This window comes from Salipiger marinus (genome assembly GCF_900100085.1).
Taxonomy (GTDB): Bacteria; Pseudomonadota; Alphaproteobacteria; order Rhodobacterales; family Rhodobacteraceae; genus Salipiger; species Salipiger marinus.
The window spans coordinates 137646-152482 of sequence record NZ_FNEJ01000012.1; the positions used below are offsets into that span (position 1 = coordinate 137646).

Annotated in this window: 14 protein-coding genes; 7 read left to right on the forward strand and 7 right to left on the reverse strand. The window is 67.0% G+C overall.

The genetic code is table 11. From position 1 onward, the window contains the following. Window positions 1–134: 134 nt before the first annotated feature. Complete coding sequence (locus BLR51_RS15070) at window positions 135–1514, reverse strand: YncE family protein (protein WP_089848411.1); 1380 nt, start codon at window positions 1512–1514, stop codon at window positions 135–137. Between the two features lie 265 nt (window positions 1515–1779). Between BLR51_RS15070 and BLR51_RS15075 the strand changes: the two genes are divergently transcribed. From BLR51_RS15075 to BLR51_RS15085, 3 genes are all read left to right on the forward strand, one after another. Continuing rightward, window positions 1780–2793, forward strand: coding sequence for a TRAP transporter substrate-binding protein (locus BLR51_RS15075; RefSeq protein ID WP_089848413.1), 1014 nt, complete (start codon window positions 1780–1782; stop codon window positions 2791–2793). 83 nt (window positions 2794–2876) lie between these two features. Next, window positions 2877–3851, forward strand: coding sequence for a D-erythronate dehydrogenase (gene denD / locus BLR51_RS15080; protein WP_242656743.1), 975 nt, complete (start codon window positions 2877–2879; stop codon window positions 3849–3851). 9 nt (window positions 3852–3860) lie between these two features. Continuing rightward, complete coding sequence (locus BLR51_RS15085) at window positions 3861–4619, forward strand: FadR/GntR family transcriptional regulator (RefSeq protein WP_089848415.1); 759 nt, start codon at window positions 3861–3863, stop codon at window positions 4617–4619. Here the strand turns inward: BLR51_RS15085 and BLR51_RS15090 are convergent. Further along, window positions 4616–5350: a hypothetical protein gene (locus BLR51_RS15090; protein ID WP_089848417.1), complete on the reverse strand. Its 735-nt coding sequence runs from the start codon at window positions 5348–5350 to the stop codon at window positions 4616–4618. The genes BLR51_RS15085 and BLR51_RS15090 overlap by 4 nt on opposite strands. 369 nt (window positions 5351–5719) lie before the next feature. Here BLR51_RS15090 and BLR51_RS15095 point away from each other — a divergent pair, with 369 nt between their 5' ends. Together BLR51_RS15095 and BLR51_RS15100 are read left to right on the forward strand one after the other, a co-directional pair. Continuing rightward, window positions 5720–7030: an AAA family ATPase gene (locus tag BLR51_RS15095; RefSeq protein ID WP_089848419.1), complete on the forward strand. Its 1311-nt coding sequence runs from the start codon at window positions 5720–5722 to the stop codon at window positions 7028–7030. Continuing rightward, window positions 7027–8082 (forward strand): ParB/RepB/Spo0J family partition protein, encoded by a 1056-nt coding sequence (locus BLR51_RS15100; protein ID WP_089848421.1) that lies wholly within the window; start codon window positions 7027–7029, stop codon window positions 8080–8082. The genes BLR51_RS15095 and BLR51_RS15100 overlap by 4 nt, the downstream gene beginning before the upstream one ends. 51 nt (window positions 8083–8133) lie before the next feature. Here BLR51_RS15100 and BLR51_RS15105 read toward each other — a convergent pair whose 3' ends face one another. Next, window positions 8134–9204, reverse strand: coding sequence for an ROK family transcriptional regulator (locus BLR51_RS15105; protein WP_089848423.1), 1071 nt, complete (start codon window positions 9202–9204; stop codon window positions 8134–8136). A 102-nt stretch (window positions 9205–9306) separates the two neighbouring features. On the opposite strand from BLR51_RS15105, the gene BLR51_RS15110 reads away from it, so the two are divergent. Continuing rightward, window positions 9307–10299, forward strand: coding sequence for a beta/alpha barrel domain-containing protein (locus tag BLR51_RS15110; RefSeq protein WP_089848526.1), 993 nt, complete (start codon window positions 9307–9309; stop codon window positions 10297–10299). Between the two features lie 76 nt (window positions 10300–10375). Here the strand turns inward: BLR51_RS15110 and BLR51_RS15115 are convergent, their stop codons facing one another. The 4 genes from BLR51_RS15115 to ectA are packed head-to-tail and all read right to left on the reverse strand — an operon-like array spanning window position 10376 to window position 14086. Then, window positions 10376–11815: an aspartate kinase gene (locus BLR51_RS15115; RefSeq protein WP_089848425.1), complete on the reverse strand. Its 1440-nt coding sequence runs from the start codon at window positions 11813–11815 to the stop codon at window positions 10376–10378. 9 nt (window positions 11816–11824) lie between these two features. Beyond that, window positions 11825–12214: an ectoine synthase gene (locus tag BLR51_RS15120; protein WP_089848427.1), complete on the reverse strand. Its 390-nt coding sequence runs from the start codon at window positions 12212–12214 to the stop codon at window positions 11825–11827. 6 nt (window positions 12215–12220) lie between these two features. After that, window positions 12221–13495, reverse strand: coding sequence for a diaminobutyrate--2-oxoglutarate transaminase (gene ectB, locus BLR51_RS15125; RefSeq protein ID WP_089848528.1), 1275 nt, complete (start codon window positions 13493–13495; stop codon window positions 12221–12223). Between the two features lie 60 nt (window positions 13496–13555). Continuing rightward, entirely contained in the window at window positions 13556–14086 is a 531-nt protein-coding gene (gene ectA / locus BLR51_RS15130) for a diaminobutyrate acetyltransferase (protein WP_089848429.1), read from the reverse strand. A gap of 261 nt (window positions 14087–14347) precedes the next feature. Here ectA and BLR51_RS15135 point away from each other — a divergent pair, with 261 nt between their 5' ends. After that, a complete protein-coding gene (locus BLR51_RS15135) occupies window positions 14348–14836 on the forward strand; it encodes a MarR family winged helix-turn-helix transcriptional regulator (RefSeq protein WP_089848431.1) in 489 nt (162 codons plus the stop codon). The last annotated feature ends 1 nt before the right edge of the window (window position 14837 follow it).

Below are 14837 nucleotides of genomic sequence, written 5' to 3' on the forward strand. Positions count from 1 at the left end.
AGGCACAGCCGCCGCGGGTCACCCTGCGGCGGCTTTCCCGTATCCCCCCTGCCCCGCCGCAGGCGCGCAGCAAAAAGGGCAGCGGGGGATGTCCCCGCTGCCCCTGTCCCTGCCCCGTCAGCCGGGCCGCAGGCTTAGCCCTTCGGCACGACGTGGCTGATCTGATCGCCAGAGGGATCTTCGGCGCCCCGGCTCTTGTTGACCACATAGACCCCGCCCGCGCCGTCCAGCGCCGCGTGGTTGGCGAGCGGACCGACGGGCAGGTTGCCGACGATCTCGCCCTCGGCGGTCAGCGCCACCAGCGTGCCGGAGCCGCGCACCGACACCCAGGCCAGATCGCTTTGCGTGTCATAGACCACGTTGAGCGGGTTCGCCCCCACGGCGACATCGGCCACCACCTCGCCGCTCTCGGCATCAAGGATGGTCACGTTGTCGCTGCCCTGCGCGGCGGTGAAGATGCGGCCAGTGTCGGGATCAAAGCCCACGCCGATGGTGCTTTTGGAACCGGGCAGCGGATAGACCGCCGTCTGTTCGCCGCTGTCCAGATCGACCACGGCCACCTCATCCGTGCCAAGGCTGACCACGAACAGCTGGTTGCTGGCCTCGTCCACATGCAGCGTGGCCGAGGCGAAATCCTCGCGCCGCTTGCCGGAGGTCAGGGTGATCGGCGCCAGTTCTTCCATGGTGGCGCCGTCAAAGACATGCACCACAGGCTCGAACGTGGCGCTGACATAGACGCGCCCGCCCATGGCCACGGCATCACGCGGATGCGGCACCGCGTCCACGTCGAACTGCTTGACCAGCGACAGATCCTCGGCGCTGTAGACGGCGACGGTGTCCTGACGGGTGTTGGTGACCCAGACCCGGCCATTCTGCTGGTCGACCCCCACGCCATAGACCGCAAAGACCCCGCCCTCGCTGCCATCGGCACGGGCCGGAGCGGCGGCGGGGGTGATTTCGGCCAGCGTGTCCAGCGTCTGCGGATCCAGCTTCAGCAGCGTGCTGTCCTTGACCGGCGGGCGGCCCACGGCGGCGGTGACATAGAGCGCCTCGGGGGTGACGGCGACCTGATACAGCCCGCGCGGCAGCTTGCGCTGGGTCACGTCGAAGCTGCCGCTTTCGGGCAGATCCGGAGAGACCTTGAGCTCGAACGTGCTGGCATAGGCCGGGCCGGACACTTCGGCCACAACCGGATAAAGCCCCGGCTCGGTGCCTTCGGGGATGGCCACGGTGGTGGAGAACTTGCCCTCGGCATCCGCCGTCACCGCAGCCCCGTCATTCAGCGCGATGCCGTTCTGGCGCAGCACGACCTGCTGGCCGGGGGCGAAGCCTTCGCCAGAGACGATGGCGGTCGATCCCGGCACGATCGGCGCGCGGTTCTCGCCCGAGGCGGCAAGCTCACCGGCAAAGCCACGCGCCAGATCGGTGAAGGGATCGGCCAGCGCGGTGCTGGCCAGAAGCGCGCCAAGCGCAAGGCCGCAGACGCCGGAGCGGAAGGCCATGGAAAGGGACATGCGTGTCCTCCTGTAGCGGCGGAGCCCTGAGGCGCCGCAGATGTCTGGGGGATGGCTGCGGAGGCGCGGGCGCGGTCCGTGGCTCTGCGCCACGGGGCGCAGCTGCGGGTTGACTAGAATAGCCGACATTTCCAGTCAAGTATTCCCGGCCCGGCGCGCGGCGCTTTTGCGGCGGCACCTTTTGGCCCGATTGCCGGATTGTCTGGCAATCGCGGGATCCCCATGCTACCGCTGCCCGCGGAGAAGTTTGTAGGGAGGAGACCTCATGACCAGATGTTTTGCCATGCTGCTGGCCGGCACCGCGCTGCTGGCCGGTGCGGCCAGCGCGCAGACCACCACGCTGCGCATCCAGAACCAGCAGTCGCCCGAATCCGTGTCGGGCAAGCTCATCACCGAATTTGTCGATCAGGTGGAAACCATGTCGGGCGGATCGCTCGACATCGAGATGTTCTACAGCTCCGCCGTTGTCGCCTCGGCAGAGACCTTTGGCGCGTCCGCCAACGGCATCCTTGACTGCGACATGACCAATGGCAGCTACCAGACCGGGCGCGACGCGGCGTTCCAGTTCGTGGCCGACACCATGGGCGGCTATGACACGCCGATGCAGTATCTGGCATGGCTGCAATATGGCGGCGGGCGCGAGGCGGTGAATGAGCTTTACAACGCCCATGGCATGGAATTTGTCGGCGCCTATCTGGGCGGGCAGGAATCCATGAACTCCACCAAGCCGCTGGCAGGGATCGAGGATCTGAAGGGCTGGAAGTTCCGCTCGCCCCCCGGCATGGAATCCGAGATTTTCGCGGCGCTGGGATCCACCCCCATCGTGATGGATTTCACCGAGATCTTCACCGCGCTGGAAACCGGCATCATCGACGGGGCCGATGCCTCGACGCTGGCGAACAATGTGGGGCTTGGCATCTATGACATCGCCAAGCACACCACCTATCCCGGCTTCCATTCCATGTCCTCGGACCATCTGGCCTGCAACAAGACGGTCTGGGACGGGCTGACCGACGCGCAGCGCGGCATCCTGACCTCTGCCATGGATTCGCTGGCCATGAAGCTGGTGATGAACACGCTGGTGCAGAACGGCGAGGCGGTGACGGCGCTGCCGGATCAGGGCGTGACCCTGCATGACTGGTCCGCCGAAGACCGCGCCGCCTTCCGGGCCGCCGCGATTGGCCGCTGGGACGAATGGGCGCAGAAATCCCCCGCCACGCAGCAGCTGGTGGACAGCCACAAGGCGTTCATCTCCCGCATCGGGCTTGGCACGGACTAAGCCCTCGCGGGTTCGGCGCCGCCGGACCCATCCCCGGGGGCGGCGCCGTGCCGCCCCCCTTCCCTGACCCCGGACTCCCTGACATGACCGACATGACCATCCTGATCCTTGGCGGCGGCGGCTTCATCGGCCGCAAGGTCGCGCAAAGCCTTGCCGCGCGCGCCACGCTGCGCGGCCAGCCCATCACCCGGCTGGTGCTGGCGGATCTGGCCGAACCTGCCCCGCTGGACGCGCCCTTCGCGGTGGAAACCCGCGCCTGCGACATCACCGACCGCGCCGCCGTCGATGCCCTGATCGGGCCGGAGGTGACGGTGATCTTTCACTTCGCCGCCATCGTCTCCTCTCATGCCGAGGCGGAGTTCGAGACCGGGATGGCGGTGAACCTGCACGGCACGCTCAACGTGCTGGAACGCGCCCGGCTGCTGGGCACCTGCCCGGTGGTGGTCTTCACCTCCTCGCTTGCGGTGTTTGGCGGCGAGGTGCCGGATCCGATCACCGATCACACCATCCCCAACCCGCAGACCAGCTATGGCATGCAGAAGGCCGTGGGGGAGCTGTTGCTCAACGACTATTCCCGCAAGGGTTATGTGGACGGGCGCGGCTTCCGGCTGCCCACCATTTCGGTGCGTCCAGGCAAGCCCAACCGGGCCGCGTCCTCCTTCATGTCCTCGATCATCCGCGAGCCGCTGAACGGGCAGGAGGCGGTCTGCCCGGTGGACGAGACGCAGGAGCATTTCTACCTGAGCCCGCGCAAATGTGTGGAAAACCTCATCAAGGGCGCCGAGCTGGAGGCGGCGGCGCTGGGGATGCAGCGCTGCATGACCATGCCCGGGCAGCGCCTGTCGATCCGGCAGATGATCGACGCGCTGACCGCCGTGGCGGGGCCGGAACCGGCCAGGCTGATCCGCTGGGAAGACCAGCCCGACGTGGCGGCCATCGTGCGCGGCTGGCGCTATGATTACCGCTTCGACAAGGCGCTGGCGCTGGGGCTGGACGCCGATGCCAGCTTCGAGGAGAACGTGCGGGCCTATCTTGAAGACGATCTTCCCAAGGCCTGAGGCCCGACCATGCTAAGCGCCATCCAGCAGACCCCGCGCTACCGGCTGGCGGCGGAGGAACTTGCCGCCGCCATCCGGGCGGGGGACTTCGCGCCGGGGGCCAAGATGCCGCCCGACCGCGATCTGGTGGCGCGGCTGGGGGTCAGCCGCACCACCCTGCGCGAGGCGATGATCGCGCTGGAACTGATGGGCTATGTGGTCACCCGCTTTGGCGCGGGCGCCTTCGTGGCCGACCCCCTGCCCGCCGCCGCGCCGGAGGCAGCGGGCCTGCCCGGCTATTTCGAACTGGTCGAGGCGCGCTTTGTTGTGGAGCCGGAGATCGCCGCCATCGCCGCCACCGAGATCACTCCCGAAGGGCTGGCGGCGCTCTCTGCCTGCATCGAGGGCATGTGCGACACCACCCTGCCCTTCCCCCGCATCGAGGCGCATGACCGGGAGTTTCACCTCATCATCGCCCGCAGCACCGGCAATTCGGTCTTTGTCACGATGGTGGAGGAGTTCTGGCGGGTGCGGCTGCGTTATCCCGAATGGACCCGGCTCAACAACCGCCAGAACGCCGCCGACATCGCGCGGTTTTCGCGGGACGAACACACCGCCGTCATGCAGGCGCTGGCCGCCCGCGATGCCCCGGCGGCACGCGCCGCCATGGCGCATCACTGCCGCAATTCCGGCGCCCCCCTGCTGGAGCGCTGGCGCCGTCTGGAGGGAGAGACCGGCGCCGAGGAGGTGCTGCACCGGCTGCGCCGCCGCAGCGAAGCGATCCGTTAACGCGCCCTGAGTTCGACCCGGCGCAGGCCGGGATATTCCATCTGCGCCGCCCCCAGCAGCGGGCGCAGATGATGCGTCATCACATATTGCGCCACAAAGCCCGAAGGCGCCGTCAGCTGCAGCACGCCTTCGGCAAATTCCGCCGCGCGCAGCCCGCCGAACCAGCTGCGATGCAGGGCAGGTTCGCTGCGCGCCAGACGGTCAAGCGTGCGCCCCCACGGATCCGCCGTTGCCGGGGCCGGGGCGACCGGCAGCGGGGCGGGGCTGGCCGCGGGCACCCGTGCGCCAAAATCGACCCGCACCACCTTTTCCTCGGGCGCCTGCGGCGGCTCGCTGCGGCCCATCTGGCCCATCATCCGGGCGCTGTAATCCGGCCCCACCCGGTCCCAGTGCGGCGCGCTGAGCCGCAGCACCTCGGCCATGTCGAGCCGGTAGGCGGCCACCCTGCCCCGCACCCCGGGCCGCAGCTGCACCAGCACCCCCGCCGTGGTCAGCCGCTTCAGCTCGCGTTTCACCGTGCGTTCGTCCACCGACCACATCCGCGCCATTTCCCGCTGCCCCACGGTCAGCTCGTCCCGCGCCCAGTTGTAGCGCGCCGTCACCAGCGCGATCAGCCGCAGCATCGAGGTCTGGAACCCCGGGCTGCCGCACAGCCCCGCCACCGCCAGCGCCGTCAGCAGGTCGTATTTCTGGGATCCGGCCTGTGGGCCGGTGAACCGTTTCGCATCCATGATCTGTCTCGCACGCCTCAAGGGGGCCGGCTGCTTTGGCCGATTCCTCTGTGACCCTAAGTGTCCAGCTATCCCGTCGTTTGTCAATGAATTGCTAAGAACGGGATCGGCGGCTCTTTCCTGAAAAACGAAGAAAAGATCGGTATATTGGTAATGGGGGACAGGCTGGCGCCCCCTTATCCCCCCTGCGATGTCCCCCTATCGCTGCCCATTGGCCCGGATCTGTCCCCCTATCTGTTGCGGCGGGGTCGCAGAAATCGCGTTAATCCGAATCTTGGCGGAAAAAACGAAAAACTCGGGACTTGGCATTTTGAACTTTGGGCAATTCGCGTTATTGAGGCGACAGTAGCAGAAAACAAGAGCAGGGTCATGCGCGATCACAGCGATCTACAGACGATGAACGAACGCAGCCTCGCCCAGCAGGCGGCAGTGCGGCGGGCGACGTTCTCTCCGGCGGAGGAAAAGACGCTCCGCCCGTTCTCCATCTGGGAAATCAGCCAGTTCATGTTCGACGTGCCCGCCGACACGCTGCGCAAGAAGCTGGCCGATGACCCCTCGCTGCCGCAGGGCACGGTAGAGGAGGATGGCCGCCAGCGCTGGTTCACGCTGGCCGAGATCAACGAGCTGCGCCGCCGGGTGCGGTTCCGGGGCCATACGCTGCTGCCCAAGCGCCCGCCGGGCCGGGCCATGCGCGTGGCGGTGTCGAACTTCAAGGGCGGCGTGGGCAAGACCGTGGTGGCGCAGCATCTGGCCAATGCCGCAGCGCTGGACGGCTACCGGGTGCTGGTCATCGACTTTGACCCGCAGGCGACGCTGACCCATTCCATGGGGCTGGTCGAGGTCAAGGAATGGAACACCGTCTGGGGCATCATGTGCCGCGACCTGTGCCGCGAGGCCGACCGCATCGCCGCCGCCTATGACGATCCCGCCGACTGCCCCTACCCCACCGCCGACGAACTGCCCGAGGATGTGCAGTCCATCGGGGCGCAGCGGATTCAGGACTTCATCCAGAAAACCGCATGGGCCACCATCGACATCATCCCCAGCTGCGCCAATGCCGCCTTTGTGGAATTCGCCTCGGCCCAGTATCGGGCCATGCACAAGGCGTGGAGCTTTTTCGGCTGCGTGGCCCGCTATCTGGATGAGCTGCCGCAGGATCAGTATGACCTTATCATCTTCGACTGCCCGCCCGCCATCGGCTACCAGTCGCTGAACGCCGCCTTTGCGGCAGACATCCTCTATATCCCCTCCGGCCCCGGCTACTGGGAATATGACAGCACCACCAGCTTTCTGGGCCAGCTTGGCGACGCGCTGGAGGATATTTCCGACGGGTTCGGCAAGGTGGCCGAAGATGCCGGCATCCGCCTGCCCAAACGCTTTGACGACGTGCGCCTGCTGATGACCCGGTTCGAGGCGTCGAACCCGCTGCATGTCGCGATGATGGATGCCTTCCGCAACGTGTTCGGCGACGATGTCTGCCAGCACCCGATCGAGATGACCCGCGCCGTCGAACAGTCGGGGCGATTCCAGCAGTCGGTCTATGAACAGGATTACCGCCAGATGACGCGCGAGACATGGAAGCGCGCCCGGCAGAGCTTTGACGCCGCCTATGCGGAATTCCGGCAGGTGGTGCTGCGCGCGTGGGAAGCGAAAGCCAGCAGAAAGGATGGTGAGGCATGAGCGGCAAGAACAAGTTCGGCTTCGGCCCCATCGCGGCGGATCCCGTCTCGCCGCGTCGCCGCGACGTGGGCCCGATGGGGGCTGCGGTGCGCGAGGCGGCGAGCAGCATGACCGAAAGCACTGAGTCGCTGGTGGAGCAGCGCCGCCAGAACGCGCAGGACGCCAAGGCGTTCCGCGCCGCGCAGTCCGAAGGCCGGGTGCTGGTGGCGCTGCCGCTGGACGAGATCCGCATCGATGCCCTGCCCCGCGACCGGATGGACCTGTCCGCCGTCGCCGCCTCGGACGAGATGGAGGAGCTCAAGGCCTCGATCCGGGAGCGCGGGCAGAAAGAACCGATCGAGGTGTTCCGCGATGCGGCGGGCAATTACCAGCTGAAGAAAGGCTGGCGCCGTCTGACCGCGCTGCAGCAGCTGCGGGTCGAATCCGGCGATGACCGCTTTGGCCATGCCATCGCGCGGGTGGCCGAGGGGGCGGCCAGCCGCATCGACCTTTACATCGACATGGTCGAGGAAAACGTGATCCGCGAGGATCTGAGCTTTGCCGAGATGGCGCAGGTGGCGATCACCGCCGCCCGCGAAGACACGATGGACGGCCAGAGCGCCGAGGCGCTGGTGGGGCGGCTTTACGCCTCGCTGCACAAGATGAAACGCTCCTACATCCGCAGCTTCGTGTTCCTGCTGGAAGAACTGGGCGAGGCGCTGCGCTTTCCCAAGGCGGTGGCGCGCAATCTGGGGGTGGATGTGGCGCGCAAGCTGCAGGCGCAGCCCGACCTGTCGCCCCGGCTTCGCCAGTCGCTGACCGGGGTCGCCAGTGCCGAGGATCAGGCAGAGATCCTGCGCCGCTTCGTGGAAAGCCCCGCGCCCGATGTTGCGCGGGAAAAGCCGGAGGCGCGGCAGAAAAGCGTGAAATACGAATTCCACGTCGGAGCCACCAAGATCACCGCGCGCAAGGGCGAATGCCGCATCCTGTCGGAGACGGATTTTTCCTCGGTTGACCGGCGGCGGTTGCAGCGCGCCATCGAGGCGTTCGAGGCGGTGCTGCGCGAAGGGTAACCCGCGGGTTACGGAAGTCTGAACGCTCCCGACAAAGGCGTAACCCGCGGGTTACGCCTTTGTGCTGTCGGGGGTCAGCCAGGCGTCGCGGGCCAGATGCGCGGCGCCGGTCAGCGCCAGATCGGTGCCGCGCGCGGTGCGGATGTCGAGCCCGGCGGTGATCTGCGGCGGGCAGCGGCGGTAGATCGCCGCGCGCAGTTCGCGCAGCAGCACATCGCCCAGCCCCGCCAGCGCCCCGCCGATCACCAGCGTCTGCGGGTTCAGCACCGCCACCAGATCGGCGCAGGCGGTGCCCAGCAGGCGCGCGCCTTTCGCGACGCGCCGCAGCGCCTGTGCATCGCCGCTGTTGCACAGGGCCAGCAGCGCCGGGGTGTCGGGGCAGGGCACACCCGCGGCGCGCAGGTCGCGCGCCATGGCCCAGCCACTGGCCCGCGCGTCCAGACAGCCGCTGCGGCCACAGGGGCAGGGCGGGTGCGGGGCTGCGCCATGGCGCAGATGCGCGATCCCGCCCGCAGCATCGCCCGCGCCGCGCAGCAGCCGCCCGTCGCTGAGGATGGCGCAGCCCAGCCCGGTGCCCGCCGCGACAAAGGCCAGATGCTGCCGGTCGGGCCAGTGCTGGCGGTGTTCGGCCAGCGCCATCAGCGCCACGGCGCGGTCACTGGTCACGGGCAGGCCCAGCCGGGCGCGCAGCAGGCCGGGCAGGGCGTCCTGCGCCGCCTCGTCGCGCGCCAGAGCCATGCCCGCCACCGGCGGCGCGTCCTGACACAGTGCCGCGATTGCGGGGCAGAGCAGGTCCAGCAGGGTCGCGGCGTCAGCCCCGGGCGGCAGCGTCAGGTCGCGCCTTTCGCGCAGCGTCAGGTCCAGATCATAGCGCCCGATCCGCGCCCGGCCTTCGGTCAGGTCCAGCGCCAGCAGGCTGCGATGCGTGGCGTTGATCTGCCACAGCCGCGCCGGGCGCCCGCCCTCCGGCGCGGCCTGCGCGCCCTCGTGGACCAGCCCGGCCTGCTGCAGCCGGTGCAGCCGCTCGGCGGTGGTGGCGCGCGACAGCCCGCAGATCCCGGCAATCTCGCGCCGGGTGCGGGCGGGGCCAAGCGCCAGCAGGCGGTAGATCGGGCAGGTCATGAGGCGCTCCGGCTGGGAATCTTCAGCACTTTTGCATGACGTTAGGCAAAAGTTAAGACTTTGCAGGCACAGGATGGCGCGCTGCCGCTACAGGAGTTTTCCGTGCTCAGACTGGATGAAAAGCTGTCCCGCATCCGCCATGGCGCCTATCGCGCCGGGGATTTTATTCTGGGCGACGCGCGCGATGGCGATCTGGCGCGGGCGATGCTGGCGGTGGGGCATCACTTTGGTCCGGGGGGCGCGCCGGGCCGTCCGCGCAGCCGGGCCGAATTTCTGGCGACGGTGCAGCAGATGGTCGAACAGGATGTGATCGACCTGATGCTGACCTCGCTCAGTTCGCTGGAGGTGGTGCAGGGCAGGGGGCTTTACGACACCAGCCGTGTCACCCCGGCGATCCGCGCCAATGACAATACCGATCACTGGCAGTTCCGGGGCGCGCGTTATGACCGCGAGCCGCCGCGCCCTTTCCGCAGTTCCAGCCTGTCAGAGGCGCGGCGGCTGGGATGCGATCTTGGGCTTTATGGGCTGAGCTTCAGCAATGACCGCGATGCCGATCTGCTGGCGCTGCGCCACTATGCCGAGTTCCGCGAGGATGCGCGGCGTCGCCGCTTCCGCCACGCGCTGGAGGTGGGCAATCCCGGCCCGGCCAGCGGGCTCGCGCCCGATCAGGTGGCGGGCTTCGTCAATGACGCGGTGATCCGGGCGCTGGCCGGGCTCACCTCGCGCGAGCGTCCGGAATTCCTGCGCCTGACCTATAACGGCCCCGCCGCACTGGAGGAACTGGCCAGCTTCGACCCCTCTCTGGTGCTGGGGGTGCAGGGCGGGGCGGCGGGCACGACCCGCGACGCGCTGGAACTGGTGGCGCAGACGGAACGCTTTGGCGGGCGGCTGGCGCTTCTGGGGCGCAGGATCGCGCAGGCAGAGGATCCGCGCGCGCTGGTGAGCCTGCTGCGCGCCGTGGCCGATGGCGCCGTCCCCTCGGCAGAGGCGGTGCGGGCCTATCACGGCGCGCTGCAGGGCAGGGGGCTTACGCCGCTGCGACCGCTCGACATGGACAGCCAGGTGACCGATCCCGTGCTGCGCGCCGCCGCCTGACGGCCCATGCAAAAAGGACCGGGGCCAGCGCTGGCCCCGGTCCTTCCGGTCGGTAAGGTCGCAAAGCCTTGGTCTGTCACGCGGCGCGCGACAGACCCTCGCGATCCTGCTCCACGAAGGCGCCATGCAGCGCCTTGATGATCGGCTTCAGCTTGTCGCGGTCGACGATGAACTGCACGTCGACATTGCGCGGCCCCTGCGTGGCGCCGATCGCTTCCAGCCCGGCATCCGCGATGGCACAAAGCCCGGTCTGCAGCACCGCAAGCCCGCTCAGGTCGCGCCCGATCACCGAGGCGATCGACAGCGTGCGGTGCCGGATCTCGGCCGAGGGGTAGATCGCGGCCAGATCCTTTTCCACCCGGCGCAGCGATTTCAGCGAGGTGTCGACGTAATGCGTGATCGTGTTGGCGTTGGACACCTTGGACACGATGCGCACGTCATGCCGGGTCAGCGCGTCCAGAATGGCGGCGTCATAGCCTTTGACCCCCACCATATCCTGTTCGAACGCTTCCAGCGCGATGATGTCGAGCCCGGTGACGATCTCCACCGCCGGGGTTTCCGCCGGGCAGTCATCGATCAGCGTGCCGGGATCGGCAGGCTCGAACGCGTTGGTGACGCGCAGCGGCACCTGCGCCTGACGCAGCGTCTTGGCGGCCTTGGGGTGGATCGCCTCCATCCCCATGTTCGACAGTTGGTCGGCCACGTCGTAATTGGTCCGGCCCAGCTTGCGCACCGCCTCCGGCCCCACCAGCCGCGGATCGGCGGAGGACAGGTGGAATTCCTTGTGGATGATCGCCTCGCGCGCGCCGGTCAGCGCCGCCAGCTTGGAAAACGTCACCTCGGAATAGCCGCGGTCAAACTCGCGCATCAGACCTTCGGCGCATTGCGCGTAGCCGGTCACGATGGGCATTTCCGTGGCGGGATCGATGCCCGACATGGCGCCCCGGATGCGGTCATCCAGCGTCACGTCGCCCTCGTCGCGCCAGCCGGACAGATCGACCAGCCGCGCATTCACACCGGCGCGGCGCAGCATCAGCATGGTGGTAAAGGCGGAATGCGCCTCGCCGATGCCGGAGAGCAGCTCGCGCACCTGCAGCATGTGCTCTGCCAGCCGGAAATGGCCATAGGTGCAGAGCCGCTGCAGGTCGATCAGGCAGTTGCGGGCGCCGTCGATGCGCGAGCGGACAAAATCCGTCGCCTGTTCGACATCGCCGGGATGATCCAGCACCGATTCATGCGCCGCGATCATCGCCTCGGCGGCGCGGGTCAGCGCATCCTGCCAGCCATGGCCGCTGTCCTGCTCGGCGAAGCTGGCATAGACGCCCGGCTCGCCGGATTTCTTGTGCTCCAGCAGCAGGTCGGTGATCCCGCCAAAGGCGGAGACCACGAACACGCGGTTATAAAGCGCCGCGCCTTCGCGGTCGCCGATGAGCAGGGTGTCGCGCAGTTCGTTGACGCGGGACATCGAGGTGCCGCCGATTTTCTCGACGGTGTGATTTTGCGGGGTCTGGGTCATCTGGACCTCTCAGGCTGTCTCCGCCGGGGCATAGGATCCGTCCTCACGATGGACCTCCGTGCCCGTCACCGGCGGGTTGAAGCAGCACGCCATCACCAGCTTTTCAGTGGCGCGCAGCGTGTGCTTGTCGTTCAGGTTCAGCGCATACATGACGCCGGGCTTGATCTGGTGGGTTTCCCCGGTCGCCAGATCCGTGATGGAGCCCGCGCCCGCCATGCAGTAGACGCTTTCGAAATGGTGCTTGTAGTGGAACGTGTGTTCCGACCCGGCCTCCAGTTCGGTGATGTGGAAGGAGAATCCCATTCCGTCATCGGCCAGCAGCATCCGGGTGGATGTCCAGCGGGCATCCGAAACGGCCCGGTCGGTGGTCTTCAGTTCGTTGAAATCACGCACGATCATAATGGGTTACTCCGCAGCAATCTTGGTGTTTTTGGTCAGGCAGGCTTCGGTCGCTTCGCGCAGCATCGCAAAGCCCTGACGGAATTGGGCATGGGTCGTGGTCAGCGGCGCCAGCACCTTGACCACCTCGTCATCCGCGCCCGAGGTTTCGATGATCAGCCCCAGTTCAAAGGCCTTGGCGCAGATCGCGCCCGCCAGCTCGCCCGAGCCCACATCGACGCCGCGCATCAGGCCACGGCCCTTGAGCCTGGCGCCCGGCACCATCTCGGCGATGCGGGTCAGTTCTTCTTCGATCAGCTGGGCCTTGGTGGCCAGATCCTTCTGGAAAGTGTCGTCCTTCCAGAATTTTTCCAGCGCCACGCGGGCGGTGACAAAGGCATGGGTGTTGCCGCGGAAGGTGCCGTTGTGTTCGGCGGGCTTCCACACGTCCAGTTCCGGCTTCAGCAGCAGCGCGGCAAAGGGCAGGCCCATGCCGGACAGCGACTTGGCCAGCGGAATCATGTCCGGCTGGAACCCCATCTCCTCGAAGGAGAAGAAGGTGCCGGTGCGGCCCAGACCCGCCTGAATGTCATCGGCGATCAGCAGCGCGCCATGCTTCTTGGCGAGCTTGGCGATGCCGCGCAGCCAGTCGGCGGAGGCGGCGTTGAGCCCGCCCTCGCCCTGCACCGGCTCCACGAGGAAGGCGGCAGGCGCATCAAGACCCGAAGACGGGTTGTCGAGCATCATCTCGATCTGCGCCAGCGTGTCCACATCGGGACCAAAGGCGCCCTCATAGGGCAGGTGGGTGACCCCGGCCAGCGGCAGGCCCGCGCCACCGCGCTTGCCGGAATTGCCGGTGGCGGCCAGCGCGCCCACGGTCATGCCGTGAAAGCCGTTGGTGAAGGCCACGATATTGGTGCGCCCCGTCACCTTGCGGGCGAGCTTCATCGCCGCCTCGACGGCGTTGGTGCCGGTGGGGCCGACCATCATCACCTTGTGGTCCATGTTGCGCGGACGCAGCACGATCTCCTCGAAGGCCTCCAGAAAGGCGGCCTTGGCATCGGTGTGCATGTCCAGACCATGGGAGATGCCGTCATTGCTGATATGCTCGATCAGCGCGGCCTTCATGTCCGGGTCATTGTGGCCGTAGTTCAGCGAGGAGCAGCCCGCCAGAAAGTCCAGATACTCGCGCCCGGTGCTGTCGGTCATCACCGACCCCTGCGCCTTGGTGAAAGTCACGGGGAAGCTGCGGCAGTAGCTGCGCGCTTCGCTTTCGCGGCGCGCATAGATCTCGGGTGTCATGTCCTTGGCCATGAGATGTCCTTTCGGGAATTGGGGAATAAGGTGACGGTCGCCGCCCGATCAGGCAGCAGAGCGAAGCTCTGCCCGGGGCAGGGCGATGGTCACCATGTGTTCGGTATCGTGCTGCCCGTCGAAATGGGCAGACTTTTCAAAATGCGGCGCGTCGCTCAGCTCGCCGCCAACGGCACGGGCAAAGCTGCGGAACAGGCCCCACGAGGCGTCATTGTCGCGCGTGATCGTGGTCTTGATCGCGACAGCGCCATCGGTTTCCTTGCGGTTGAGCAGTTCAAACAGCATGGTCTTGCCCAGACCCAGGCCACGCGCCTTGGCACTGACAGCAACCTGCCAGACAAAAAGCGCGTTCTCGCCAGGGATCATGTGGCCGGAGATCCAGCCCACAACCTCGCCGTTCAGTTCCGCCAGCACGCAGGTATCCGCGAAATGGTCGGCCTGAATCAGGTTGCAATACATCGAATTCTCGTCGAGCGGCTTGCAGTCCTTGATCAGTTCCCAGATCGCAGCACCATCGGTCGACTCCGGCTTGCGCAGGAGAGGGGTGCGGGTTTCGCTCTGGTTAACGTCCTTGGGCATGAAGTCCTCGCGGGGCTGTTTCGTTCGTCTATCAAAGTAAGTGGACCCACGAAAAAAGCAACCCCCTCTCTGGACTGCCCAAAATTGGAGCGGCACCCCGCAAAAGCACCATGGTTCAAGGCGGTTAGAGCACGCTATAAGCGCCTTTTGGCGCGGGTTCCGAAAAAAATCATTAGCAAGACGAAATAAAATCCCTACATGTTTCGCATGTTGAAGCATTTCCCCCTTCTGTGCGATCCTGTGACACTTCCCGGAGGGATCATGGACCGTACCGACCAAAGCCTTATAGCGCTGCGCCGCATCCTGCGGTCGACAGAGCTATATACCCGAGACCTCGCCAGTGCCGCCGGCCTGACGCCCGCGCAGCTGCGCGTGCTGCAGATCGTGTCCGGCAAGGGCGGCACCGCCACGCCCAAGGAGCTGTCCAAGCAGATGGGGGTCAGTCAGGCCACCGTCACGGCGCTGGTGGACAAGCTGGTGGCACGTGGCCATGTGGCGCGCGAACGGTCCGACGTGGACCGGCGCCAGACCAATGTGAACATCACCGCGCGCGGACGCGCCGCCGTGGCCGAAGCCCCCGACGCGCTGCAGCAGCGCTATGTCAAAGCCTTCGAGGCGCTGGAGGGCTGGGAGCAGATGATGCTGGTCGCCGCTCTGGAGCGTGTGGCGGGGATGCTCGACGCGCGCGATCTGGATGCCGCCCCGGTGCTGGCTATCGGCGATATCGGATCGTCGAGCGTGCCGCATTAGG

Excerpts from the sequence above, each read along its gene's own strand:
- BLR51_RS15100 (WP_089848421.1), top strand. The coding sequence starts at position 7,027 with ATGAGCGGCAAGAACAAGTTCGGCTTCGGCCCCATCGCGGCGGATCCC.
- ectB (WP_089848528.1), bottom strand. The coding sequence starts at position 13,495 with ATGACACCCGAGATCTATGCGCGCCGCGAAAGCGAAGCGCGCAGCTAC.
- BLR51_RS15085 (WP_089848415.1), top strand. The coding sequence starts at position 3,861 with ATGCTAAGCGCCATCCAGCAGACCCCGCGCTACCGGCTGGCGGCGGAG.
- BLR51_RS15075 (WP_089848413.1), top strand. The coding sequence starts at position 1,780 with ATGACCAGATGTTTTGCCATGCTGCTGGCCGGCACCGCGCTGCTGGCC.
- BLR51_RS15095 (WP_089848419.1), top strand. The coding sequence starts at position 5,720 with ATGCGCGATCACAGCGATCTACAGACGATGAACGAACGCAGCCTCGCC.
- BLR51_RS15120 (WP_089848427.1), bottom strand. The coding sequence starts at position 12,214 with ATGATCGTGCGTGATTTCAACGAACTGAAGACCACCGACCGGGCCGTT.
- ectA (WP_089848429.1), bottom strand. The coding sequence starts at position 14,086 with ATGCCCAAGGACGTTAACCAGAGCGAAACCCGCACCCCTCTCCTGCGC.
- BLR51_RS15070 (WP_089848411.1), bottom strand. The coding sequence starts at position 1,514 with ATGTCCCTTTCCATGGCCTTCCGCTCCGGCGTCTGCGGCCTTGCGCTT.
- BLR51_RS15105 (WP_089848423.1), bottom strand. The coding sequence starts at position 9,204 with ATGACCTGCCCGATCTACCGCCTGCTGGCGCTTGGCCCCGCCCGCACC.
- BLR51_RS15135 (WP_089848431.1), top strand. The coding sequence starts at position 14,348 with ATGGACCGTACCGACCAAAGCCTTATAGCGCTGCGCCGCATCCTGCGG.
- BLR51_RS15115 (WP_089848425.1), bottom strand. The coding sequence starts at position 11,815 with ATGACCCAGACCCCGCAAAATCACACCGTCGAGAAAATCGGCGGCACC.
- BLR51_RS15090 (WP_089848417.1), bottom strand. The coding sequence starts at position 5,350 with ATGGATGCGAAACGGTTCACCGGCCCACAGGCCGGATCCCAGAAATAC.
- denD (WP_242656743.1), top strand. The coding sequence starts at position 2,877 with ATGACCGACATGACCATCCTGATCCTTGGCGGCGGCGGCTTCATCGGC.